Annotated in this window: 4 protein-coding genes and 1 tRNA gene; 3 read left to right on the top strand and 2 right to left on the bottom strand. The window is 60.7% G+C overall.

Going from position 1 to position 5,197, the window contains the following annotated elements:
• On the bottom strand, nt 1-309 hold a 309-nt coding region (locus tag EN738_RS30520), incomplete at its 3' end, for a hypothetical protein (protein ID WP_145966977.1).
• A gap of 248 nt (nt 310-557) precedes the next feature.
• Between EN738_RS30520 and EN738_RS30515 the strand changes: the two genes are divergently transcribed.
• Both EN738_RS30515 and EN738_RS30510 read left to right on the top strand, forming a co-directional pair.
• On the top strand, nt 558-1,016 hold the full coding sequence (locus EN738_RS30515; protein ID WP_127286863.1) for a phasin: 459 nt from the start codon (nt 558-560) through the stop codon (nt 1,014-1,016).
• A gap of 347 nt (nt 1,017-1,363) precedes the next feature.
• Nucleotides 1,364-1,440: transfer RNA gene (locus tag EN738_RS30510), tRNA-His, on the top strand.
• A gap of 534 nt (nt 1,441-1,974) precedes the next feature.
• On the opposite strand, the gene EN738_RS36560 is transcribed toward EN738_RS30510, so the two are convergent.
• Complete coding sequence (locus EN738_RS36560; RefSeq protein ID WP_245478213.1) at nt 1,975-2,154, bottom strand: hypothetical protein; 180 nt, start codon at nt 2,152-2,154, stop codon at nt 1,975-1,977.
• On the opposite strand from EN738_RS36560, the gene EN738_RS30505 reads away from it, so the two are divergent.
• Nucleotides 2,155-5,197 (top strand): HAMP domain-containing protein (locus tag EN738_RS30505; RefSeq protein WP_245494817.1); only part of this gene is annotated, 3,043 nt, incomplete at its 3' end. It abuts the gene before it with no gap.

The raw sequence follows: 5,197 nt of genomic DNA, 5'->3' as shown, positions 1-5,197 counted from the left end.
GGCCAGGAAGCCGACGGCGCGACTGCTCAAGCCCGTCGCCAGCCGGAGCGTGATGGCCCGGTCGCTGCCGATCTGCGGAAAACCGCTGGTCGCCATGATCTGGCGCCTGGCGATCAGCGGCAGCCGCGCCGAGGCGCCGATGATGCCTTCGATGTCGTCATGCCCGAACACCGCGGCGCCAGGCCCGTTGGCCCAGATCACCTGTTCGAGGTCGGCCGACAATATGGCGATCGCGTCGCCGGCGGCGAAGCGCTGGCGGACCGCATCGAGCACGGCAACGTCGAGGAAGGAGTAATTTTCAGGCGGCATGCGCTTGGCGAATCCCTCCACCGGGGCAATTTCAGTTAACGCTTTGTTAATAAAAGCGGACGGGGCGAAGGTCCACAAGCCAAGGGGTGCAGCGGTCGAAATCTCTGGGCGCTTGGTTAACGGCGGGGAAGATTTTTATGGTGCACTGCAACAAAGATGTTGCATCGCACAAAAAAACCTCTATATTGCCATTATACATGAACGAGACGGCTTTCTGTCAAAGCCGCTACCCGCGAAAAGGATGGAAAATGTCCAAGACCAAAACTTCAGAGACGATCGAAAACATCGAATTCCCGAGCTTTGACGCTTCCAAGGCCACCGACCAGATCCGCGCTTTCGCCGAGAAGGGCGTCGAGCAGTCGAAGGAAGCCTACACCAAGCTGAAGACCGGCGCCGAGGAGACCCAGAAGGTTCTGGAGTCGACCTTCGAGACCGCCAAGACCGTTTCCGGCGACCTGTCGCTCAAGACCATTGCCGCGCTGCGCGCCAATGCCGACGCCGGCTTCTCGCATCTCGAAGCCCTGATCGGCGCCAAGTCGCTGTCGGAAGTCGTCGAGCTGCAGACCTCCTTCCTGCGCAAGCGTGCCGAGCTGGCCGTCGAGCAGGCCAAGGAATTCCAGGCCGTCGCGTCCAAGGCTGCCGAGGACGTCGCCAAGCCGATCAAGACCGCTTTCGAGAAGGCCCTGAAGGACATCAAGGCCGCCTGATAAAGACGCACGACTCATCGATGCATCAAAACGTCGCATTTCGTCAGACAAATAGATGTGCGATAGAGTTGTCCAAGTGAATACCCGGTGGGCGGAACCTCCTCCCTCTGCTCTCCGGGGTGACCGGCCAGCACCTCCTCCCGCTGGCTCGTAACAGGAAAAGGCCGGCACCTCCTCCCGCCGGCCTTTTCTTTTGCCTGGCGAAACCCAGCGTCGGTTTGAAGAACCGGCCTTTGCCTCATCAAAGGCCTTGAATTAGACTCCGATAGCCCGTATTGGACGCATCGCCGAACGACAGAGCGGATCCGGGGAGCAGAGCTTCACCTCCATCCCGCTCAGGCAGACGTGCCGTTGTAGCTCAGCTGGTTAGAGCGCCGGATTGTGGATCCGGAGGTCGCTGGTTCGATCCCAGCCAACGGTACCATCGGCTTAAGCATCTGTTATTGCTGATAATTTCATAGGCCAAGCGAACTTGGCCACGCCGACTTATGGCATTCGATGGAAGAATCCTTCCGGCCCTCCTGAGCCTCCGCTCTCCTTCTACCGAAGACACGTTTCACACCTGGTGCAGAACCTTTCTGGCGAAAGGCCGCTCAGAAATCCATGCGGAGAGCGGCGGCGAAGACGCGCCAGGGGGATGGCTTGCGCTTCGCCTGAACCGTCCAGACTGGACTGCCCGCTCTGCCTTCCCCGATTCGGTCAGCGACTGTTCGGCCCAAGCAGGCATCTGTCGAACCATCTGCACCGACCTGTCGAACGCCGCGGCATCTGCGCGAAATTCTCCTCGGAACCAATTGTCTTATTCCACGTTTTTAGCCTTGCGGTGGATTGTACGTCGCCGCAAGGGGTGGGGATTTCATCGGCATAAGTTCCTTCACAAAACCGCTGGGCTGGGAGTGGCACTGTGAGCGTGCAGGCATCAAGAGCGCAACTCGACCGTCGTCAAATTCTCAATTCGTTAAAAGCCTTCAGGCGAGGCGACTTTTCCGTCCGGATCGACAACGTCTATGAAGGTATCGATTCCGATATCGCCGATGCCTTCAACCAGATCGTTGAACTGAACGATCAGGTCACGAAGGAATTTGAGCGACTGAGCAGGGTCGTCGGCAAGGACGGAAGGATCGGCGAGCGGGGCCACGTGCGCAATGCCACCGGTAGCTGGGAATCGAGTGTCAGGTCGGTCAACGACCTCATCGAAGACATGGTCCAACCGACCGCGGAAGTGGCTCGCGTCATTGGCGCGGTGGCAAAAGGCGATCTGTCCCAAACGATGATGGTCGAAATCGATGGCCGACCGCTGCGCGGCGAGTTCCTGCGCATAGGCAAGATCGTCAACACAATGGTGGGACAGCTGGCTTCCTTTGCCTCCGAGGTGACCCGCGTCGCGCGAGAGGTTGGCACGGAGGGAAAGCTTGGCGGACAGGCGCGGGTGAAGGGCGTTGCCGGCACGTGGAAGGATCTGACCGACAACGTCAACGCCATGGCCACCAACCTCACGGGTCAGGTGCGCAACATCGCCGAAGTGACCACCGCGGTTGCTTCAGGCGACTTGTCGAAGAAGATCACCGTCGACGTGAAGGGCGAGATCCTCGAGCTCAAGAACACCATCAACACGATGGTCGATCAGCTTAATTCCTTCGCATCGGAAGTGACGCGCGTGGCGCGCGAGGTCGGCACCGAAGGCAAGCTCGGAGGCCAGGCCCGTGTCGAAGGCGTCGGCGGCACCTGGAAGGACCTGACGGACAACGTCAACTCCATGGCGGAAAACCTGACCGGCCAGGTCCGCAACATCGCCGAAGTGACCACGGCAGTGGCTCTGGGGGATCTCTCGAAGAAGATCACCGTCGACGTGAAGGGCGAAATCCTCGAGCTCAAGAACACCATCAACACGATGGTCGATCAGTTGAACTCCTTTGCTTCGGAGGTCACGCGTGTCGCGCGTGAAGTCGGCACTGAGGGCAAGCTCGGCGGCCAGGCCCAAGTGCGCGGCGTTGCCGGCACGTGGAAAGATCTGACCGACAATGTCAACTCGATGGCCGAGAACTTGACCGGTCAGGTGCGCAATATCGCGGAAGTCACGACTGCGGTTGCCTCTGGCGATCTGTCGAAAAAGATCACTGTCGCCGTGCAGGGCGAGATTCTCGAACTCAAGGACACCATCAACACGATGGTCGATCAGCTGAATTCGTTCGCGTCGGAAGTGACGCGCGTGGCGCGCGAGGTCGGCACGGAAGGCAAGCTCGGCGGCCAGGCCGAGGTGAAAGGCGTCGCCGGCACCTGGAAGGACCTGACTGACAACGTCAACCTGATGGCGGCCAACCTGACGGGCCAGGTTCGAAACATCGCAGAGGTGACCACGGCCGTCGCCCGAGGCGACCTTTCCAAAAAGATCACCGTCGACGTCAAGGGCGAAATCCTCGAGCTCAAGGATACCGTCAATACGATGGTCGACCAGCTGAATTCCTTTGCGTCCGAGGTGACACGCGTGGCTCGCGAGGTCGGATCGGAAGGCAAGCTTGGCGGCCAGGCCCACGTGGAAGGCGTCGGCGGCACGTGGAAAGACCTGACAGACAACGTCAACGCCATGGCCGGAAATCTGACCGTGCAATTGCGCGACGTTTCCAAGGTGGCAACCGCAATCGCCACCGGCGACCTGACGCAGAAGATCACCGTCGATGCATTGGGAGAAATTCTGCAGATCAAGGACGTGATCAACACCATGGTTGATCAGCTGAACTCGTTCGCCTCGGAAGTGACGCGCGTGGCGCGCGAGGTCGGTTCGGACGGCAAGCTCGGCGGCCAGGCGCAGGTTCGAGGCGTGGCCGGCACCTGGAAAGACTTGACCGACAATGTGAACGCCATGGCTGCCAATCTGACCGGCCAGGTGCGCAACATCGCCGACGTGACGACGGCCGTGGCGCTGGGCGACCTTTCCAAGAAGATCACCGTCGACGTGAAGGGTGAAATCCTCGAACTCAAGTCGACCATCAACACCATGGTCGACCAGCTGAATTCCTTCGCAGGCGAGGTGACGCGCGTGGCGCGCGAAGTCGGCACCGAAGGAAAGCTCGGTGGTCAGGCTCAGGTGCGAGGGGTCGCCGGAACGTGGAAGGATCTCACCGACAATGTGAACTCGATGGCCGAGAACCTTACCGGCCAGGTGCGCAACATCGCCGAGGTGACGACGGCGGTCGCGCGAGGCGACCTCTCCAAGAAGATCACCGTCGACGTGAAGGGCGAAATCCTCGAGCTCAAGTCGACCATCAACACCATGGTCGACCAATTGAACTCTTTCGCAGGCGAGGTGACGCGCGTCGCGCGCGAGGTCGGCACGGAAGGCAAGCTCGGCGGCCAGGCCGAGGTGCGAGGCGTAGCAGGCACCTGGAAGGATCTGACCGACAACGTCAACCTGATGGCGACCAATCTGACAAACCAGGTGCGTGGCATCGCCGACGTCGTGACGGCAGTGGCTCAGGGCAATCTAAAGCGCAAGCTGACGGTCGATGCGAAGGGCGAAATCGCCTCCCTCGCGGACACCATCAACGGCATGATCGAGACCCTCGCCACCTTCGCCGACCAGGTGACCAACGTCGCGCGCGAAGTGGGCATCGAGGGCAAGCTCGGAGGGCAGGCGCGGGTGCCTGGTGCAGCCGGTCTCTGGCGCGACCTGACGGACAATGTCAATCAGCTGGCCGCCAATCTGACCACCCAGGTGCGCGCCATCGCAGAAGTCTCGACCGCCGTGACAAAGGGCGATCTGACCCGCTCGATCAGTGTCGAGGCCTCGGGCGAAGTCGCGGCGCTCAAGGACAACATCAATGAGATGATCCGCAACCTCAAGGATCAGACGCTGAAGAACGCAGAGCAGGACTGGCTGAAGACCAATCTGGCTCGCTTCTCCCGGATGCTCCAGGGCGAGCGCGACCTCGCCACGGTTTCGCGATTGATCATGTCCGAACTCGCCCCGCTGGTGAACGCTCAATACGGCGTGTTCTATGTGACCAACCGCGACGAAGATGAGTCCTATCTGGAGCTGGCGGCGTCGTACGGCGCCGAGAGCAAGGCAGCCATCAAGCAACGGCTCGATCTTCGGGAAGGGCTCGTCGGCCAAAGTGCCGCAGACAAGCGTGCGATCATGCTCGACAATGTGCCGCCGGACTTTCTGCGGGTCACCTCCGGAC

The organism is Mesorhizobium sp. M4B.F.Ca.ET.017.02.2.1, assembly GCF_003998955.1.
GTDB classification, from domain to species: Bacteria; Pseudomonadota; Alphaproteobacteria; order Rhizobiales; family Rhizobiaceae; genus Mesorhizobium; species Mesorhizobium abyssinicae.
This window is presented reverse-complemented; position numbering and strand designations above follow the sequence as displayed.